Source organism: Betaproteobacteria bacterium (assembly GCA_009377585.1).
In the GTDB taxonomy this organism is placed as follows: domain Bacteria; phylum Pseudomonadota; class Gammaproteobacteria; order Burkholderiales; family WYBJ01; genus WYBJ01.
In genome coordinates, this window is the sequence record WHTS01000123.1 from 1 (window position 1) to 16,940 (window position 16,940).

Genomic DNA, 16,940 nt, shown 5'->3' on the forward strand with positions numbered 1-16,940 from the left:
CTTCCAGCGTCCGATGGTCTAATGTCCGTCCATCTCGTTTCATGCACAGTGTGACCATCGACATCGCCAAAAGTTGTACCTTTGTCGACTTATTTATCGACTACTGAGTAAACGTTGATCCTGCAGGAATGCCGCAGAGCCGCGACCTAAAGAGCCGGTGAATCGCCTGCTACAATGGAGGCAGGCAAACATAAATATGGGTCGCTGGCATGCGAACGACACTCGATCTTCCCGACGACATTCTCCGGCGCGCCAAGATCGAAGCCGTCGAGAGGGGCTCGACACTGCGTCAACTGGTAATCGACGCCTTGCAGCGGGAAATGGCAGGCACCGAACGCCCACGCAAGCGCCTCGCGCGGCCGCCGATCAAGCTCGCCGCAGACGCGCCGCTCCGCCAACTGAGCCCCGAGGCGGTCAAACGTCTGGACGCTGAGGACCTCCAGCGTTCCGAAGCGAGCAAGGCGCGTGCGCTGCATCGCTGACGCGAACGTGCTGCTCCCCTTGCTCACCGAAGGGCATGCACACCGAGCGCCGGCGGTCGATTGGTGGGACTCATGCGACGACGGAGACGTGGGCCTAAGCCTACCTGTCCGAATGGCCATGCTGCGGCTGCTTTCCAACGCCAGGGTCATGGGATCCTCCGTCCTGCGGCCGGCAATGGCCTGGAACGCGGTCCAGAGCATGATTGATGATCCCCGTGTCGAACTGGTCGAGGAAGTCCCGGCGGCACACCACGCGCTCTGGTACGGCAACGTGGCGCGGCGCGAGCCTTCGCCCGACCTGTGGACCGACGCCTGGCTGGCCGCGCTCGCACAGGCGCACGACTGCGAGATGGTCACCTTCGACCGCGGTTTCCGGTCGTTCTCGAAGTTGAAGCTGCGGCTGCTCGAACTCGCAGGTTGATCCGACTGGTATGGAACCGTCGGTTCTCGGCCTGCTTCGCAGACGCCCGACCCTATGACCTATCGCTCTCCAAGCTAGGCATCCGAATCGGTCGTAGCCGGCTTGCGCCCCCGCCCAAGAAACGCGGCCAGCCGTTCGTTCGCGGTGCGCGTGTGGAACGTTGCGCCGAAGGCATCGATGCTCGCCTGGATGCCGACTGCCGGCGCCGTTTCGAGCCAGGTTTCGATCAGTCGCTTCTGAGAGCGGATCGCAGCCGGATCGGCGCGCAGAATATCCTCGGCCCAGAGCTGCAGCATCGCGTCGAGCTCGTTTGCCGGTGCGAGACCCTGCAGGAAGCCGATGCGATACGCTTCCTGCGCGTCGACCAGATGGCCGCGATAGAGCAGCTCGCGGGTCTTGCCCCAGCCGATGAGCGTCGGCAGCAGGCGCGCTTCGATCACCGATGGCAATCCGACCTGCACTTCGGGCATGCCGTAGCGGCTGTCTTCGGCGCCGATGCGCAGATCGCAGGCTGCAGCGAGCTCCATCCCGCCGCCGAGGCAGTAGCCTTCGATGCGAGCGATGCACGGCACCGGCAACGTGCGCAAGCCGTGACAGGCCTGGTGCAGCAAGGTGATGAACTCGCGCGCGCTGTCGGCATCGAAGCGCGCCATCTCCGCGATGTCGACGCCGCCCTGGAAGGAGCCGCCGTGCGGGCCGGAAAGCACCACCAGGCGCAGGCCCGCGTCCTGTCGCAATGCTTCCAGCGCACGCACCAAGGCGCGCACCAGGGCGCGCACCAGGGCGCTCCCCATCACGTTGACCGACTTGTCGCCGTTGAGCGTGAGCGTCGCGATGCCGCCGTCGTGGCGAACGTCGACCGGCGCGCCTCGACTCATGCCTGCGTTCGCTCGAAGTGCGTTGCCTTCACCGCGATTGCGCGCCTGAGGGACTGCTCAGGCGAGCGCCGGTTCCACCACGGTGGCCGCCTCGGCCTTGAGCGTCGTGCGGCGCATGTCGCGCGGTTCATCGGCGGGAAAAGGCCGGGCGCGGTGCATCGTCTGGCGGTTGTCCCACATCACCAGGTCGTGCAGCTGCCATTGGTGCGAGTAGACGAATTCGCGCTGGGTAGCGTGCTCGGTGAGGTCACGCAATAGCAAGCGCGCCTCGGGCAGCTGCCAGCCGACGATCTTGCCGGCATGCGAGGAGAGATAGATCGATTTGCGGCCGGTTCGGGGCAGCGTGCGCACCAGGCGCTGCCGCACCGGCTTGAAGCGTTCGCGCTCTTCGGGCGTGAACTCCATGAAGCCGATGGATTCGCGCGAGTAGAGCTGCGAATGCTCGCACACCAGGTCTTCGATCAGCACCTTGATCTCGTCGTCGAGCGCTTCGTAGGCCGCGCCCATGTGCGCGAACTCGGTGTTTCCGCCCTTGGACGGAATGCTCAGCGCGCGCAGCAGCGAGTATTTGGCGGGAATCGTCTTGAACGACGAATCCGAATGCCATAGCCGGTTGCCGATCGCGAACAGGCGCCGCCGGTCATTCGCGCCGAACGGTTGATGATTGCCGTCCAGGTTCGACACGTCGGCGAACGTGGTCGGCAGTCGGAAATCGGCCGCGTTGCGCAGGCTCGACCCGCGCGCATCCTCCATGTCGCCGAGCGAGCGGGTAAAGGCGAGATGCTGCTCGTCGGTGAGCGCCTGGCCGCGAAATACCAGCACCGCATGGCGGTCCATGCCTTCGTGGATCGCCTCGGCCTGTTGCGCCGTGAGTTGCGTGCGCAGATCGATCCCCTCGACTTCGGCGCCGATGCAGGGCGTGAGGCCGCGAAAACGAAGCGTCATGCCGTCCTCCTGTAGCGGAATGCGACATGCTACACCGGCTCGGGCGCTTGGGGAAAACGTGGAAAGGCGAGCCTGCGCCGCGAGCGTGACGCCGCGGGTGTCGAGCCGCCTACTGTGCGAACAGCGCCGGGCGCCCCGACAGCCGCAGTTTGCCGAGCAGGCCGTTCATGATGCGGTCGAACAGCGAGTCCTCCGGTGGCTCGTCCATCTTGACCGCCTGGCCGGCGAGAAAGCGCCGGCCGATCTCGGCGCGGCTGCACTGGATGATCTCCTTGCCGGCGCGGTCGGTCGCGAACAGATAGCGCGTCTTCTTGGGGCTGACGAAGATGAGCCGCCCCGGCTTGCTCTTGCCTTCGTTCTCCGCATCGCGGAATTCCACCCAGTGGCCCATCTTGAGATTGTCGAGCGCGCGCCGGATGCTCGCCTCGCGCTTGGCCTTCGCGCCTTCGAGCGCCTGGGCGGTGAAGTCGAGATCGAGGTTGTCCACGGCCACCTCGCCGGCGCCGAACGGGTTCTGCACGGTGATCGGCGCGGTGAAATCGAGCGAGCCGGCGGTGACCGGCGCTGCCTCGGCCGACGCGGGCTGCGGCATGACGCCGGCCTGCGCGAGCGGTTGCGCCGGGTCCGCGGGCGTGGCGAATGCGTCCGCGGACTCGGCCATCGATTGCGGCTTCGATTCGGCAGCGGCTTCGGCCGCAACCCGCGGCGTCGAGCTGATCGCCTGCATATGATAGGTCATCAGCTCGGAAAAGAACCGGATGCGCACGGCGTCGGCGATGGCTGCGTTCTCGATGCCGGCCGTGAGCCGCTTGATGAGGCTTGGGATCAACGCAGCGAGCTTGCGCCGATCCTCGGGCGTGTTCTTCGGCTCCACGCTCCAGATGAGATCGTCCATCGCCTCTACGGCATCCTTCCAGGCCTCGCTTTCGATGCCTTCCCTGGCATGCACGACCAGCAGCAGCTTGATCCATTCCTGCGCGACGAACTTGAGCACCTCGGGCGGTAGCTCGCGCACGCGGATGCGGGCGAGGACCTCCTGCTGCGCGGCGTTGCGCGCGAGCGCCAGGTGCTCCATCTCTTCGACCTGCTTGGCTTGCACCAGCGCTTCCTGCTCGATGCGCCGGTCTTCCTCGGCCATGAGCTCGAGCAGCTCGTCGCGCGCGGTGGTGAAGATCTGCAGGTCGTCCTGGTAGCCTTCCACCAGCTGCTGCACGACGCTGTCGATGCGCGCGAACAGCGGATGGGCATCGTTGAAGTCGGCGGGCAGGCGCAGGGCCACTTCGCCTACCGCGTCCAGCAGGCGTCGGGCCGGATGGCTCTTGGTGGAGAAGAACGACTTGTCGGAAATCGAGACTTTCAGCATCGGAATCTGCAGCCGGCCGATAAGACCCTTGATGGTGCTGGGCACCTTGGGGTCGTCGAACAGCTCGTCGAACAGCATGGCGATGATGTCGAGCGTCATGCGATCGAGCGGATTCATGCCGGCGCCCAGCGTGCTCGTCTTGAGCTGGTGCAGCACGTTGTTGAGACCCACCGGGCCCACGGTCACGGCACCAGCCGGTGCGCCCTCGCGCGCCGCTTCGGAATCGGTCTCGGAGGCGATGGCGCCGGAATCGCCGAGCTGTAAGCGGGTGAGCGCATTCAGCAGCTCGGCGCCCTGCAGAACCACCACGCCTGCGGCGGCTGGCGTTGCACCGACCAGCGGCATCATGCCGGCGGGTAAGGTCGCGGCTTCGCCAGCCAGCATTGCACCGCTGCCGGGAAAAACGCTCACGGCTGCCGGCATGAGTCCCGCGGCACCGTCGACAACGCCGCCGAGGTTCGGTGCCACCCCGACCGCGCCGGAGACCATCGGAAACGTTCCACTGCCCCCCGGGACGGCATTCGCACCTGCGGCTATAACGCCTGCTGCCGGTAGCGCCATGCCGGCGCCGGACGCAGTCATCGGCACGCCGCCCGGCATGCGAGCGGCGGCTGCAGCATTGTTCGTGACCAGCGTCTGCAGCATGGAGAACAGATCCTGGGCAGCACCGGAAGCGGCGTTGGACGCGGCCGACTCCTGCACGGATTGCCCGTGGGCAGCACCGCCTGTGCTGCCGGCGTCGCCGCCGCGCGCGATGCTGTACCGGATCTGGGGCAGGATCGAATTGCGCACGAGCAGCGCGTTGACCGCCTTGTACACCGAGCGGATTTCGTCCAGCACCTGGTCGTCGAAGAGCTTCAGGAATACGCGCCGCACCGATGCATCGCAGTCGAGCTGCTGGCATGCGAGCTTGAACGCGTCGCAGACGACCTCGGGGCTGAACGGATTGTCCTTGGCGGCCAGCCCCGCGTCGCCGAGCAGCACGCCGACCCGCTGGTCGAGTGCGCTCAGCTCTTCGTCGCAATAGGTGCGCAGCTTCTGCGCCATGTCGTTGAACTTGAGCGTCTCGTCGTAGTCGTCCTCGCCGATAAGCTCGAGCTCCTCGAACGAGCAGTCGAGCTTGTCGAAGGGCTTGCCGATCTTGCGCGCACGGTCGCTGCGGCGCTGGAAGTCGGCCCGATATGCGGCTTTGAAATGCTTCTCGATGGTCTCGCGCTGCTCGGTCGCGACCTTTCTCGCTTCCTCGTACAGGCGCCACTCCTCGCGGATCTGCGTGTCCTTGATGAGCTGCGTGATGATCTCGTGCGCGCTGTCGAGCATGAGCGCGACCGCCTCGTCCAGGCGCTCGCAGATCAGGTCGCGGCTCTTCTCCAGGATGCCGTCGAACGGCGACGGCTGGTACGGCCTGTCCTGGCGCACCGGCGCGGCGGCGAAGATGTCGGTTTGTGCGGGCGGCATATTTGCACTACAGGTGAACAATGAACAGTCCGGGCTCCTGATCTTTCGAGACCAGACCCGCCCACACCATATCGGTCGCCGCCGCCGGCCGCTTTAGCCCCAGCCGGGGCAGGGCAGCGCAAAAAATCACACTCTGAAGCGGACAAGCGACCATGACAGGGCGTTGGCTGTTTCCTTGTAGTCACTAACGGCTGTTTTCCGGCAATATCAACCCGGCGCCGCGTGGTGGCTTTTGCCCTGTCCGGGCGGAAGAAGCCTCGCCCTCGTCATGTGGAACGCCGGGCGGTGTGTCGGCCAACGATGATCGCTCGCCCTGAACCAGGTTTTACGTTTACGATCGCTACGGAGCAACCTGCAATGGTGCGAAACGGCTTGAGTTTCGTTCCGATCGCAGTGTGCTCGCATGCCGCGAGTTCTGAGTGGGGACTATATCGTGCGTGTCAAACAAGCACACGGCATAGCGTCGGACGAGGCAAGTCGAACGGGCGCGTTTGCCGCAGATGGATTTCCCATAGACGGGGTGCTGCAGCGCAGGGCCAGACGAGCGGCCATCGGCTACTGCGTGTTGGCGCTCTACTATGTAGCGGTCGCGCCGCCGATCTTTCGATACGTTCGCTGGGAAAGCGCTGGATACCTCGCACACGATCTTGCGGCGCGTGCAGGGGTACTGCTGAGCTTGCTCGCGCACGTCGTCGCCAACTTGATTCTCGCTGCGGGCGCCTGGCGCGTCATGAGCGTGAGCCGATGGATGAGCTGGATGGTGGTTTGGGCGGCCGCGGCATTCCTCATCTGGATGTGGGGTTCGCTCGGGCTCGCCATCTGGAGACCCTTGCAGGCGTCCGCGGTCCCCGACCTTGTACCGACGTCCATAGTTTTTTTGTTGGTGTCGGTGAATACGATTTGCTTCATCGTGCTTTTGCGAGCGGTCAGGAGCTTCAATGGCCAACGTGTACGGGCGTTGCATGAATTGAGAGCTGGGTAGATTCGACTTGTGCAGTAATGAGCACCCGCGCTGGCGAGGAGCCTTCGCCATTTCGTGCAGGGCGGGCTTAGATCGAGTGACCTCGTGCCGCCGGCAGCGGAGTAAGCAGGACGCGTGGTTCGGTTGTCGGCCAACCCACTGCAATCCACCCCGGGATCTCGTTCGTCGATTTTCTTTACATCGGTCTGCCTTCGGCCACGTCATGAGTGGATTACGCTAAAACAGAAATACATATAATCATAGAGTTCTAAATCATGGCTCGGTTTTTGCTCTCATCCGTACGGGACGCGTGCCTGCCAAAGGGGAAAGATCATGTCGCACAGCTTGTTGAAGTCGGCCTTCAACGCTGCAGTGTTCTCGGTGGTTGCCGCCTCGGCAAACGCCGCAACGACATTGCAGGGGCCATTGCTGCCGTTCTACACCACGTATGGCGATGCGAACGTCTATTCGCTGCCCACGTTGCAGTACATTCATTGTCGCAATCAGGGCGGGGGCCCGGACAACCTCAGCTGTGGCGGGAACAATCCCTACGAGGTAGACAGCTCCCCCGGGCAGATCAAAGACTTGACCGTCATCGGCACGGACGTCGACGGGGCGCCACAGACGCAAAACTTCGCCGGGATGAACGATGCCTATGCAACGCCGACCGGTAAGAGTGGCTCTGCATACTTCAGTACCGGCTCGGTGACGGACCCGGGTTCCTCCTTCGGTGCACCGGCCAACGACCTGACCACGACCTGGGATGCGTCGGTTGCTTCGCTGCAGTCTTTTTTGCAAGGCGCGGGCAGTGGCGACCTCCTGTTCTTCTTCAATAACAATCAGGAGGGCACGATCGACGTCAATCTGGCGGCGTGGGGGCGCGTATGGCTCACCGACGGCGCCGGAGCCCAGGTCGGCAACCAGTTCTATCTGACCAATACCGTCACGGGCAATAACGTACAAGGTTCGTCCGCGGTCTATGGTGCGGGTGGAACGGATTTCGGTGATCCAGGGACCTATACGGGACTGAACGGCCAGACGCCGTTGGTGGCTGGTGCCGGCAACACGACGGATTACGTGCTCTCGGGATCCGGTTTCTGCGTTCACAGCACGACGTTTCTTATCATCGATTGTTCCGACCCGAACGCATCGCCGTCCATCGAGCACAACCTCGGCGCCGAAGAAGCTGCTTATGCGGTCCACTTCCCCGAGTTGAACACGTTACTGGCTGGCTTGTTCGGCAACGCGCTGCTGGACCTCAGTCAATACACCATGCATGTCGAGGCGCGATTGGGTTGCCAGGCGGCCAGCGGTGCCGACACCGTCGCTACGGGTGCAAACGGCGGAACCGATCACTGCGCACTCAGAAGCCTGACGAACGGCGGCGAACAGATCTTCATCGGCACTGGTCTTTTCGATACGACGACCGTTCCCGAACCCGGATCGCTCGCCTTGCTCGGTATCGCGCTGTTCGGGCTGACTTGGGTGCAGCGCCGGTTTTCTCGCCGCGCTTAGTCTGATAGCTCGCTGTTTTCCGAAAAGCCGGTCGAACGACCGGCTTTTTCATGCTTACTGTGTTGGGTACACTATTCGCGCCGACCTGAGCTCAGTCCGGCCACAAGACGCGACCCAAGTCCGGCCGATTACTGCTTGCCCCGCAGCGTCGGATTCGTACCCAGCACAGCTCGGCATCCCCGAGGGCTCGTTCATGCTATTCGTTTCACGCTCACTGATTTTCTTGTGCGCCGCGCTTGTATTAATCAGTTGCAGCGAGAGTGCCGGCGATCTGTTCGAGCAAGCCAAGCGCAGCCATGAGCGCGGGGAGCTCTCTGCCGCCGTCGTCCACCTCAAGGGTGCGATCCAGCAAGCGCCGCAGGATGCCGCCCTCCGGCTTTATCTGGGTCGCTTGTACAACGCGGCGTACGACGGCGCTTCGGCCGAGAAGGAGCTGACCAAGGCGCTTGAGCTCGGCTTGATCGAAAACGGTCGAGTCATGGCCGCAATGGCGCGCGCTTTATGGCTCCAGGGCCTCCATAAAGACACGATCGCACGCGCCAATGTTTCGCCAACGTTCGAACCGACAGCGACAGCCGAGGTGCTGGCATACCGAGGTCATGCGTTCGCCGCGCTCGGTAATATCGAGCAGGCCAAGGACAGCCTGGCCCAGGCGCGCAACGCCACCAGCGGAAACTCCTCGCCCATAGTCGACTTACTGGAGGCCAATATCCGTGTCTCCGAGGGCGATTCGAAGGCAGCACTGGCTATCGTGGAACGGGTCCGGCAGGTGAATCCTCGGCTCTACGATGCGCTGGCCATCAAAGCCGATATCGTTCGCTTGACCGCAGATGCCCAAGCTGCTGTCTCGGCATACACCGATTTACTGCAGGTGCATCCAACCAATCTGGTCGCCTTGGTCGGACGCTCGACGCTGTTCAGCCGGCTTGGCCGATTCGATGAGGCTGAAATAGACGTCCAGACCCTGCGAGCGGCTTACAGAGATCACTTCATCACTCATTTTCAGGATGGCGTGGTGCGTTTTCGAAAAGGCCAGTTCCGAACCGCTCTCGAGGCATTTCAGCGCACTCTCCGGATCAATAAGGATCACGACCACGCACGTTTGTTCGAGGGGATGTCGCACCTCTACCTCGGCAATGCGCAGTCGGCGCAGCGCTCGCTCAATCAGTATGTGAGCAAACGCCCCGACGATCTGCTCGGTCGCCGCATGCTGGCCACCGCATTGGTGCAACTGAACGAAAGCGCACGTGCACTTGAGGTCATGGCGCCCGTGCTGGAAAGTGGAGATTCCAGGCCGGAATTCTGGGAAATCGCCGGTGATGCCTATACCCGCCTGGGCGACCTAAACAAGGCAGCGCAATGGTTGAGCAAGGCGCAGCAGGCGCGTCCCGACGACCCCGCGATCCAGGCCAAACGCGGTACGTTGAACTTACGCCAGGGCCGCTCGGATCTTGCCCTCGCCGATTATGCCGACGCGGCACGGCTGAACAAGGCGCTATCGGGCGCGGACACGATGCTGGTGCTCCTCAATCTGCGTGCGCGCGATTTCGAGCGTGCACGCGCCGCAGTCGAGGCAATGGAGAAAAAAGCGCCCGGTGCGCCGTTTGTCGCAAACCTGCGCGGGGTGGTTTTTCTCGAACAAGGTCAGAGGGTGCAGGCTGCGAAAGAGTTCGAACAGGTGCTGAAGAACAGTCCCGCTTTTTTGCCCGCGGCGGTGAATCTCGCTCGCATCGACTTGAACGAAGGCAAGGTTGAGCAAGCGCGAAAACGATTCGAAACTGTCCTGGCCGCAGACAAGAACCATATACAGGCCCTCCTTCTGCTGGCGGGGTTTGAACAGCGGTTGGGGCGGCTCGACGAGGCGATCGTCCTGCTCGAACGGGCGGCGAGCGCTCATCCGGCGGCGCTGGGGCCGCGCGCGCAGCTGGTCGGGATATTGATCCAGCAAGGCAGGATGCAGGCGGCCCGCACCCGCGCAGAAGAGGCCGTCGTGCGTAATCCGACGAGCATGGCCGCGCTCGAGTTGCTGGCTCGTGTGGCCACCCGCGAGGGCGACAAGCACAGCACAGTTGCAACCTTCGCGCGCATGGTGGACCTGAATCCTCGTTCGCCCGCAGCGCATGTCGCTCGAGCCCGCGCCGAGCGCGCCGCCGGTCTTCACAGGGAGGCAGAAAGCAGCCTTCGCAAGGCGCTGGATTTGCAGAAGGCCTATGCGCCTGCGCAAGCAATGCTGTTCGAACTGTTGATACAACAGAATCGCTTGGGAGCGGCCGAAGAGTTCGCCGGGCAACTGAAGGCTGAGCTTCCGAAGTCACCCATCGGACATATATTCGAGGCGGAGGTGGCGGTTTTTCAGAAGAACTTCAAACAAGCAGTCATCCCGTATCAGCGGGCGCTACAGCTTGCGCGAACGGGGGACCTCGCCGCCAGGGTTTACGAGGTGAGAGTTCTGGCCGGCGAGGGCGAATCCGCGCTCGCGGATTTGCGCCGCTGGGTCGACGATCATCCCGGCCATCTTCATGCGCGCTCACAGCTCGCGGATGCGCTCATGAAGCAGGGCGATTATGCCGGTGCGGTAAAAGAGTATCTGGTCGTACTGCAGGCCGCGCCGGCGGACCCGATCGCGGCAAACAATCTCGCATGGGCCTACTACAAAGCGGGCGATATGACGCGGGCGCTGCGATTTGCCGAGGGCGCAAGGAAACTCAGCCCGGACAATCCATTCGTGAACGATACGCTCGGCTGGCTGTTCCTGGAGCAAGGCAGGGTGCCGCAAGCCCGCGAATTGTTATCCAAGGCAGCCAGCATGCTGAAAGACCGGCCCGAAGTGCGTTATCACTATGCAGTCGTGCTTGCTAAAGTCGGCGAAAAGGAGCCTGCAAGAGCGGAGCTCGCAGCGGCACTTGGATCAGGCAGGCCATTCAGCGAACGAGAGCAGGCAGTGGCATTGCTCGAGACACTCAAGCCCTGAATGCCTCAATCGTGTCGAGCCCGGGTGCCAATCTCGTGCCGCCCGGTTGCCATCGACCCGACCTTCGCAACGGAAGATTGCATTACCGTTCGTTGGATGGCAGCCGTCGCCACGAATCACTCAGTCGCGCTTGATGTACCAGTAGAACCTGTAGCGGCTTTCCAGCTTGGCCTGCGGCGGCATGCGTACTTCGGTGCCGGAGATCACCGCTTGATACAACCGACCTCCCAGGTTCACGACCACTGGTACCGGTGACGGCAGGTAGCCACCTCCTGCATGACGGATCGAGCGATCGGCGGTCGTGAGGCCGGCGGTGCCTGAATCGATGGTTGCCGAAGCGTCCTCGTAGCTGATGGCATACTGCAGCGCGATGCCGAGATTGCTTCCGCACGTGGCCGAGGCTACGGAGGAGGGCTGATTGGTATTGAAGAAGGTCGTTCCCGCCAAGGTCACCGAGCCGCCGATGACTTTCTCGCCTGCGGCGAGCGTCATCATCCAGCCCGAGCTCCCGGTGAGCGAGGCATTCGCCGCAGTTCCGTCCGCCGTGCTTCCGACCTGAATGGTATTGGCCGTGGCGTCGAACAGGTCGGCTTCCGTCATGGGTGACGAGCGCGTGGACGTCAAGCCCACTTCCCGATCCTTGAACATGTAGAACCGGTTGACGACGCTGACTTCGAACGGATGCTCGCGATCCCCCGAGCCGATCAGGACGGCATCGTAGCGATCATTGGCATCGGACCCGTAGACCACGTCGGGCGGATACTGGAACTTGCGCCGGTTGTCGGCTGCGGAACCACCGACCGAGGCGAGCTTGACCACGGTCCAGTTGGCCATGTTGGCATCGTACAGATCGCCCCGCCATAGATTGCCGCCGTTATCGCCGACGTAGATTCGGTCGATGTAGCCGTCGCCATTGCGATCGAGGATCGTCACATCCGACGGTATGCTGTGCGTCATCCCGGCAACGGCGAGATTGTGCGTGGCCCCGCTGGGAATGGGGCCGGCCTGCCATAGCGGATCGCCGGTGATCGCATCCAGCACCACGATGCCGCGGCCCATCGCGTCGGCAAGCGTCGTCGGATCGGTATCCTGGTTGGGGTCGTAGCCGGCGCCCATGATGATGACCGGATTGGCGTGCGCGCGTATCCGCGCGACCTTCGGTTCCGACCAGGTCATTCCCAGCTCGGCAAGCCCGGTGTCGCTGGCGGTTTTCTTCCACAGCAACCGGGGCGCCTGCGGATCGCTCACGTCGAGCGCGTACAGAAAGCGCCCGCCACGGCGCATGCCGACGTACAAATAAGCCTTGTCGCCGTCGGCCGCCACCAGCTTGCCGTCGCCATTGACGTCCTTCTGGTAGACGCCTATGGGGCCGTCGGCGAAATACGGTCGCTTGTTCGTGCCCGAGATCCCCGGGGAATTGTCCCGCAGGCGTTTCAGCTTGCCGAAAAACTCGGCAGGCACGAAGCCCCACAGCTCGCTGCCGGCTCCGGTTCCCTGGCCGCCCTTGATCGCGCGAAACACCCCGTCGTTGGAGCCGTAGAACGCGATCACGTCGTTCTCGTCGGAGGGTGAGTTGCGGTTGTAGTTGACGACCGCGGGCCGGGAATGCAGCACGTCCCCGTGCACGGATGCTCGCGTGTCCGTGCTGGAGCCGTTGGCGTTCTCGTCGCCGTTGTTGTCCTGGCCGCGCACCCAGTCGATGATCGAATCGCGCTCGCCGGAACTGGCCGCACCGAGCGCGGCTTGCGTGATGTCGCCGTTGCTGGTCGCGAACGGGGTGGCCGAGAGCACGCTTCCCGCCACGCAAGTGCCCGTGCACGAGTAGAGCTTTCGCGCGACCTGGCTGCTTGCATAGGTGGTGCGCAGGACCTGCGCAATCGCGCCTTTTTCCACCAGGTCGCCGTCCGGTCGGTCCGAGGCTCCGCCGGCGCCGTTTTCCTCGGCGCTGCGAAAGCTCCAGAAGGTCGAATCGGTCGTCCAGGCGCTCACCCCGGTACCCGTGACGAACCCCGTGCCCGCATCTTGAGCGGGGTTGCCCAGGATGTCGGCGAGATAGACCGTTTGGGTGGCGCTGTCCAGGGCGAGCGTGTACATCTTTAGATTCCCGATCCAGCGCGGCGCCAGGGTCGAACTGGGCCGGAATACGCCCATGTAGACCTGGTTGAGATGCGTGCCACGAACATTCACGCTCACCGGCAGCGTGGTCGATGCGAAGACGCCGTTGACGGCTTGTACCCTCACGAAGATCTGTTCCAGCGCCGCCACGATGGAGCTCAGATCGGTGCCGGCGAAGTATTCGCCCTTGCCCTGCCGCGCCATGCTCTTCATGAGCGCGATCTGGGATGCGACCGGGTTGGTGTTGACCTTCGAGGGATCGTAGACCGCGATCGTGAACACGCTCGCAGTCTGCCGCTCGGCGAACACCGGGTTGATGTCATTGCTCGCCACGAAGCGGGAATACTCGTCCGCCCAATTGGCTTGCTCGCTCGAGGGGTTGAGCGCAATGGGATCGCCGCCGAGCTTGCCCCCGAGCCCGTTGAGCAGTGCCTCCGCGCTATTGTTCTCGCCGTTGTCGCTGCTGCCGTTGCTGATGAAGATGATGAAATTCTTCTGGCAGCCGTCGCCGACCGGGCTCACGTAGGTCGTGCCCGAGGCCGAACCGCCGAAGGCGGCGTAGTCGCGCTTGACCTGGCCGGCGCCCGCCAGTGCCGTTCGGCCGCCGAAGTAAAGGTAGGCTTCGTGCATCGCCCGCGCATATTGGGCATTGCTGCCCTTGTCGCCCGTCGGCCCGGTTTCGGTAAGCCCGGTGATCAGGTTGCGCAAGTTGGTCCTGTTGCCGGGTACGCTGCCCGAGTCCGCCGTCATCTGGCGAATGTGATAACGCGGATACGCCCCCCGAACGTTCGAATTGCCGCCGCCGGTTTCGGTGAAGAGCATCAGCCCGATGTTGAACTGGTCGCTCAACCCGTTGATCACGGTCGACAGGGCCTGTTTCTCGATCGTGTAGGCGGTACTGCCGGATACCGTCTGGCTCCAATTGGCCGTGTTGTCCCAGATGATGACGACATTGGGCCGCTGCGCCGGTATCGTTGGATTGACGAGAAACAGATCGGTGTCGTCGTTCACCTGACCGACGACCGCGGCGCAGTGCGCCGCCGTCGGCAACAGGAGAGCGAGCAGCATGCAGCATGCGGAGATCAGACGCTTCATCGTGCACTCCAGAGTGACCCGGCTAAGGACAATTGCCCGCAGGTAACCGTATCCGCACGCCTTGCGCGGTCATCGTGGCTGCCCCTGTGATGGAGTCGTTCACCGTGATCGGCACGTCCCAAAACGTATCCTCCGGTGAAACGCCCGATACGGCGCTGTATCCGCTGGCCGGGATCGCCCGCACGCAGTTGCGATTGCCGACCGCTACCGTCATTCCGCTGGGCGCAGCGACCGCCACCGGAGACGTCGGCGAGTAGAAAGGCGCTATTTCGGAGAGGACCTGCTCCAACGCTCGCTGAGCGACGTTTTCGACGTTCTGCTGCGCCTGCAGATTGCCGACGATGCGCAGGTTGCCGGTCGCGATCCGGGTCGACGAGATCACGAACATCGTGAGCACGACGAGTAATACCAGCGAGATGGTGAGTACGGAGCCGCGCTGACGAGATCTGTTCATGGTATCTCCCTGCGGCCGGCGGGATTGACCATGCGGACCTGAGCGGTGAACGCATGCCGGCGGAAGCTGTCGCCTGGCGTCACGGATCCTGCGACACCGAGGTTGTAGGTCTTGTTGTCGACATGGCCCGGCGTGAGTTTGATGTTCCGAGCGAGCACGTGCACCTGAGCGATCGTCACGTTGGCCCAGTCCGCGATGCTGCCAGGAGCCGAGACCGACGCCGCGTCCGGCACGCCGTCGCCGTCGGCATCGATCCCGTAGTCGAGCTGCAGGTTCTCGATCCCTTCTGCAATCGATTGCGTCTGCATCTCGAGCGCGCCGCTCGCCGGATTGACGGCGAGCTCGAGCCGTTTCAAGGTCGGGATCGGCCGGCCCCCATCGGCGGCGGCCGTGCACGTGGTGCCGGAAGCGGGCATGCTGCAGGGGCTCACGAAATAGATTCGGACGAGGAACTTCCTGATCTCGGCCGGCGTCGCGGCGTCCTTGCGAAGCAGGGAGAACGCGGACGAGTCGTGTCCCAGAGCCAGGACCGGATTGGCGGCGTTGGTGGAGTCGGCACTGGCCTGCATGTAGAGCTCGTTGACCACCAGTGCGCCGGGTGCCGTGGTGAGCGTGCTTGCACGGCGCACCACGATGATGTCGGTGCCCGGAACGAGATTGGCGTCGTCGATGCAGCTCAACGGGCTCGAGCCGGGCGCATCGTAGCCCTGGACATGGAAAGCCAGCGCGTCCCGCACGGCGGTGAGATTGGATTTCTCGCACGGATCCGGCAGCGCGCTACCCGCCGTCGCCGTAAAGCCGTATTCGCCGTAGTAGCCCGCGTGCTTCAGATCGTTCTCCAGCGTCTGGACGGCGAACCGGCCGTTCTCGATCTGCTGCGAAGCCTGGGAGAGGGCGTCGTAGGATTCGTTGGAGGAGGCGAAGACCTGTACCAGCCCGAGCGCGATAAAGAGACCCAGCGTCAGCGTCACCATCAACTCGACCAGGGTGAAGCCGCACGGCCGCCGCGACGGGGCTAGACGGATCCGCATCATTTGAGGTCCGCGATCCGAAGCGTCATGCTCACGATCCGCCGCTGCGATTCGGAACCGTAACGGTCCCTGCCACAGGTCAGCGCAGAATCCACGGACAGCGGTTCGGTGGTCGAGAGCAGGCCTTGCCAGGCGACGCTCAGGCGATAGAGGCCCGTGACGTCGTCGTAGGAGACGCAACCGCGTGCGCCTATCATCGCTCCGACCGCCGTTCCTGCATCGGTCTCGGCGGCTCCCTTGAGCAGCGCGTCCCAGGCATTGAGATCGGCAACCGCACGAGCCTGCAATTCGGCGGTGCTCCAGGCCGTGCAGGCGGCCGGTGCGCTGTTCGCATAACCGACATACGGTGTGCCCGCGGCCGCATCGGTGATCGCGTAGCATCGCGCCGCCTTGCGATTGGTGTTGATGCGATCGACGAAATCGGCAAGCAGAATGAGCGCCTGCGTGCGCTGATAGGATTCCAGCTCGGCCTGGTGCGAGCGCACCTGCACGCCCAGCAAGCCAAGCAAGCCGATGACCACGATCACGAGCGTGACCAGCACTTCGAGCAACGAAAAGCCCGCGGATCGCCGGCGCCGATTTGTGCGCTCAACCATCCTGGCAATTCCCATTGCGATTGCCGTCGACAAGCACCGCGGGACGGCCGCTCGGCGTAATCACTACGCAGCGCATACTGATCGCGCCGTCCGCAGCCGCGGAGAAATTGAAACTGGTGGTGGTGCCGAGCGTCGTGCGGCCGTCGGCGTTGTAGGTCACGTTGTCGATCACCGCGCCCGCGAACGCCACGTCCGAAAGGCGGGGTTTTGCTCGCAGCGCAGTGCCGGCAGCCATGACGGTCCAGCCTTCGGACCAGCTGGTGGAGCCTCGGACCAGGCGCACCTGCGCGTTGCGCTTGATGGCTTCCGCCCGCGCGAACATCAAGTCCGAAAAGAGATCGTTGGCGGCCGCGCGCACCCGCTGGCTCGCGATGGTGTCGCGTAAACTCGGTACGCCGATGCTCATCAGGATCGCGACGATTGCGATCGCGACCAGCAGCTCGAGAGCGGTGAAGCCATGAACGGCCCTATTGCCCGCGGGTGGCGAGGGATATGTCCGATGCGCCGCGTGCCATGCCATGGTTGCTTTTGTCATGGTTGCTCTGTGCGCCGGTCAAACCGGCGAGTTGTTGTGAATGAAAGTTTCATACGTTGAAGGTCTAGCCAGCCACAGCGGCTCCGAGTCATGCGTGTGTACCGGTGACGGTGCAGGCGA

General features: G+C 63.5%; 13 protein-coding genes. 5 read left to right on the forward strand and 8 right to left on the reverse strand.

Annotation, left to right across the window (positions count from 1 at the left end; all coding sequences use genetic code 11):
• Nucleotides 1-209 precede the first annotated feature (209 nt).
• Nucleotides 210-482: a hypothetical protein gene (locus tag GEV05_25790; protein ID MPZ46733.1), complete on the forward strand. Its 273-nt coding sequence runs from the start codon at nt 210-212 to the stop codon at nt 480-482.
• Entirely contained in the window at nt 430-903 is a 474-nt protein-coding gene (locus GEV05_25795) for a PIN domain-containing protein (GenBank protein ID MPZ46734.1), read from the forward strand. Before GEV05_25790 ends, GEV05_25795 begins: the two co-directional genes overlap by 53 nt.
• Nucleotides 904-977: 74 nt before the next feature.
• Here the strand turns inward: GEV05_25795 and GEV05_25800 are convergent, their stop codons facing one another.
• The 3 genes from GEV05_25800 to GEV05_25810 all read right to left on the reverse strand — a co-directional run bounded on the left by GEV05_25800 (nt 978) and on the right by GEV05_25810 (nt 5,547).
• On the reverse strand, nt 978-1,781 hold the full coding sequence (locus tag GEV05_25800; GenBank protein MPZ46735.1) for an enoyl-CoA hydratase: 804 nt from the start codon (nt 1,779-1,781) through the stop codon (nt 978-980).
• 57 nt (nt 1,782-1,838) lie between these two features.
• On the reverse strand, nt 1,839-2,726 hold the full coding sequence (locus GEV05_25805) for a TauD/TfdA family dioxygenase (GenBank protein ID MPZ46736.1): 888 nt from the start codon (nt 2,724-2,726) through the stop codon (nt 1,839-1,841).
• 109 nt (nt 2,727-2,835) lie between these two features.
• Nucleotides 2,836-5,547, reverse strand: coding sequence for a DUF1631 family protein (locus GEV05_25810; GenBank protein MPZ46737.1), 2,712 nt, complete (start codon nt 5,545-5,547; stop codon nt 2,836-2,838).
• Nucleotides 5,548-5,950: 403 nt separating this feature from the next.
• On the opposite strand from GEV05_25810, the gene GEV05_25815 reads away from it, so the two are divergent.
• The 3 genes from GEV05_25815 to prsT all read left to right on the forward strand — a co-directional run bounded on the left by GEV05_25815 (nt 5,951) and on the right by prsT (nt 10,994).
• Nucleotides 5,951-6,529, forward strand: coding sequence for a hypothetical protein (locus GEV05_25815; protein MPZ46738.1), 579 nt, complete (start codon nt 5,951-5,953; stop codon nt 6,527-6,529).
• 312 nt (nt 6,530-6,841) lie between these two features.
• A complete protein-coding gene (locus GEV05_25820) occupies nt 6,842-8,023 on the forward strand; it encodes a PEP-CTERM sorting domain-containing protein (protein ID MPZ46739.1) in 1,182 nt (393 codons plus the stop codon).
• A gap of 193 nt (nt 8,024-8,216) precedes the next feature.
• On the forward strand, nt 8,217-10,994 hold the full coding sequence (prsT, locus tag GEV05_25825) for a PEP-CTERM system TPR-repeat protein PrsT (protein ID MPZ46740.1): 2,778 nt from the start codon (nt 8,217-8,219) through the stop codon (nt 10,992-10,994).
• A gap of 120 nt (nt 10,995-11,114) precedes the next feature.
• On the opposite strand, the gene GEV05_25830 is transcribed toward prsT, so the two are convergent.
• Genes GEV05_25830 through GEV05_25850 form a run of 5 tightly spaced genes read right to left on the reverse strand, consistent with a single transcriptional unit; the run spans nt 11,115 to nt 16,820 of the window.
• On the reverse strand, nt 11,115-14,204 hold the full coding sequence (locus GEV05_25830; GenBank protein ID MPZ46741.1) for a pilus assembly protein PilY: 3,090 nt from the start codon (nt 14,202-14,204) through the stop codon (nt 11,115-11,117).
• Between the two features lie 22 nt (nt 14,205-14,226).
• Complete coding sequence (locus GEV05_25835) at nt 14,227-14,658, reverse strand: hypothetical protein (GenBank protein ID MPZ46742.1); 432 nt, start codon at nt 14,656-14,658, stop codon at nt 14,227-14,229.
• Nucleotides 14,655-15,692: a prepilin-type N-terminal cleavage/methylation domain-containing protein gene (locus GEV05_25840; GenBank protein ID MPZ46743.1), complete on the reverse strand. Its 1,038-nt coding sequence runs from the start codon at nt 15,690-15,692 to the stop codon at nt 14,655-14,657. The genes GEV05_25835 and GEV05_25840 overlap by 4 nt, the downstream gene beginning before the upstream one ends.
• Entirely contained in the window at nt 15,689-16,285 is a 597-nt protein-coding gene (pilV, locus tag GEV05_25845) for a type IV pilus modification protein PilV (protein ID MPZ46744.1), read from the reverse strand. Before pilV ends, GEV05_25840 begins: the two co-directional genes overlap by 4 nt.
• Nucleotides 16,278-16,820 carry a prepilin-type N-terminal cleavage/methylation domain-containing protein gene (locus GEV05_25850; protein ID MPZ46745.1) on the reverse strand — a complete coding sequence of 181 codons (543 nt, stop codon included), beginning with the start codon at nt 16,818-16,820 and terminating at the stop codon, nt 16,278-16,280. The genes pilV and GEV05_25850 overlap by 8 nt, the downstream gene beginning before the upstream one ends.
• Nucleotides 16,821-16,940: the final 120 nt, after the last annotated feature.

Bases quoted from the DNA above. Each gene is read 5' to 3' on its own strand.
- GEV05_25830 (MPZ46741.1), bottom strand. From the start codon at position 14,204: ATGAAGCGTCTGATCTCCGCATGCTGCATGCTGCTCGCTCTCCTGTTG.
- prsT (MPZ46740.1), top strand. From the start codon at position 8,217: ATGCTATTCGTTTCACGCTCACTGATTTTCTTGTGCGCCGCGCTTGTA.
- GEV05_25790 (MPZ46733.1), top strand. From the start codon at position 210: ATGCGAACGACACTCGATCTTCCCGACGACATTCTCCGGCGCGCCAAG.
- GEV05_25840 (MPZ46743.1), bottom strand. From the start codon at position 15,692: ATGATGCGGATCCGTCTAGCCCCGTCGCGGCGGCCGTGCGGCTTCACC.
- GEV05_25850 (MPZ46745.1), bottom strand. From the start codon at position 16,820: ATGACAAAAGCAACCATGGCATGGCACGCGGCGCATCGGACATATCCC.
- GEV05_25815 (MPZ46738.1), top strand. From the start codon at position 5,951: ATGCCGCGAGTTCTGAGTGGGGACTATATCGTGCGTGTCAAACAAGCA.
- GEV05_25805 (MPZ46736.1), bottom strand. From the start codon at position 2,726: ATGACGCTTCGTTTTCGCGGCCTCACGCCCTGCATCGGCGCCGAAGTC.
- GEV05_25800 (MPZ46735.1), bottom strand. From the start codon at position 1,781: ATGAGTCGAGGCGCGCCGGTCGACGTTCGCCACGACGGCGGCATCGCG.
- GEV05_25820 (MPZ46739.1), top strand. From the start codon at position 6,842: ATGTCGCACAGCTTGTTGAAGTCGGCCTTCAACGCTGCAGTGTTCTCG.
- GEV05_25835 (MPZ46742.1), bottom strand. From the start codon at position 14,658: ATGAACAGATCTCGTCAGCGCGGCTCCGTACTCACCATCTCGCTGGTA.
- pilV (MPZ46744.1), bottom strand. From the start codon at position 16,285: ATGGTTGAGCGCACAAATCGGCGCCGGCGATCCGCGGGCTTTTCGTTG.
- GEV05_25810 (MPZ46737.1), bottom strand. From the start codon at position 5,547: ATGCCGCCCGCACAAACCGACATCTTCGCCGCCGCGCCGGTGCGCCAG.